Here is a 1853-nt window from a genome sequence, read left to right on the forward strand (position 1 = left end):
GAACTCAACCGCCGTGCCAACCAACTGGCCCATCATCTGCTGGCGCTGGGTGTCCAGCCTGATGACAGGGTAGCTATCTGTACCGAACGCAGTCTGGAAATGGTCGTCGGGCTGTTGGCTATTCTCAAAGCCGGCGCGGCCTACGTACCACTCGACCCGGCTTATCCGGCTGAACGGCTGGCCTATATGCTGGCGGATGCCGCTCCTGTGGCCCTGCTGGCTCAGGCCGCCCAGATGGAAACCTTAGGCAGCCGCCTGCCTGTCGTTGTGCTTGATGCCCCAGCATTATCTGTCTGGAATAATTTGCCGGCTGAAAACCTTGATCCGCGGACACTGGGGCTGACGTCACAGCATCTGGCTTATGTCATTTATACCTCCGGCTCCACCGGTCAGCCGAAAGGGGTGATGAACAGCCATCGCGCGCTCTGTAATCGTCTGGTCTGGATGCAGGAGACCTATGGCCTGACCGCCCACGACCGTGTCCTGCAGAAAACCCCGTTCAGTTTCGATGTGTCTGTCTGGGAATTCTTCTGGCCCCTGCTCTTTGGTGCCCGTCTGGTGATGGCCCGTCCTGAAGGGCATAAAGAGGTGGATTATCTGGCCCGGCTGATTGATACCGCGGGTATCACGACACTGCATTTTGTCCCGTCCATGTTGCAACAGTTTGTACAGGGGATTAACCCCCAGCACACCTGTGCCTCTCTCAAACGGGTGATTTGCAGCGGTGAGGCCCTGTCACCGGAGCTGCAACAGCGCTTCTTCGCCCGTTTTAATGCCGGACTGCACAATCTGTATGGCCCGACTGAAGCGGCGATTGATGTCACCTATTGGGCCTGCGAGCCTGACGATAAGCGTCACTTTGTCCCTATCGGCCGCCCGATTGCCAATACCCAGATGTATATTCTGGATACCCAGGGTCAGCCCGTGCCAATGGGGGTGTCCGGTGAACTCCATATCGGCGGTGTGGGGGTGGCCCGCGGCTATCTGAACCGGCCTGAACTCACCGCGGAACGCTTTATGGCTGACCCGTTCTCCAACACGCCTGATGCCCGGTTGTACAAAACCGGAGACCTCGGCCGCTGGTTGCCGGATGGCAGTATCGAATACCTCGGCCGTAACGACTTTCAGGTCAAGTTGCGTGGCTTCCGCATTGAACTGGGGGAAATTGAAGCGCGTCTCGTTCAGTGTCCCGGTGTATGTGAGGCCGTTGTTATTGCCCGCGAAGACATCCTGGGGGATACCCGTCTGGTGGCCTATCTCCGGCCCCAGTCCGGCGTGGTACTGGCGCCGTCTGACTTACGTCAGGCACTGGCGCAGCATCTGGCTGAATATATGCTGCCCGGCGCTTTTGTGATGCTGGAAACCTTCCCGCTGACCCCTAACGGCAAGCTTGACCGTAAAGCCCTGCCCGCCCCTGACCAGTCAGCGGTTGTTACACGTGGCTATGCGGTCCCGGTGGGTGAACTGGAAACTACACTGGCACAGATTTGGCAAAACCTGCTGGGGCTGGAACGCGTCGGCCGTTATGACCACTTCTTCGAACTCGGCGGTCACTCGCTGATGGTGGTCAGCCTGATTGAACAACTGCGTAATGCCGGCTGGCTGCTTGATGTACGTACGGTTTTTTCCGCTCCAGTACTCACTGACATGGCCCAGGCTATTCAGGCCAATCAGGGGGAACCGGCCTTTATTGTGCCGCCTAACCGGATTCCTGAAGGTTGCACAGCGATTACGCCGGAGATGCTGTCACTGGTAACCCTGTCTCAGGCGGAAATCGACACGGTTGTCAACACGGTGGCGGGCGGCGCTGCCAACGTGCAGGATATTTATCCGCTGGCACCGCTACAGGAAGG

The 1853-nt window shown here is 58.3% G+C and carries 1 protein-coding gene; it reads left to right on the plus strand.

The genetic code is table 11. The features are described 5' to 3' along the window. Positions 1-1853: non-ribosomal peptide synthetase (locus Xind_RS19435; protein WP_187650927.1), on the plus strand; the 1853-nt coding region annotated here is incomplete at both ends.

Origin of the sequence: Xenorhabdus indica (assembly GCF_014467235.1) — a bacterium.
In the GTDB taxonomy this organism is placed as follows: domain Bacteria; phylum Pseudomonadota; class Gammaproteobacteria; order Enterobacterales; family Enterobacteriaceae; genus Xenorhabdus; species Xenorhabdus indica.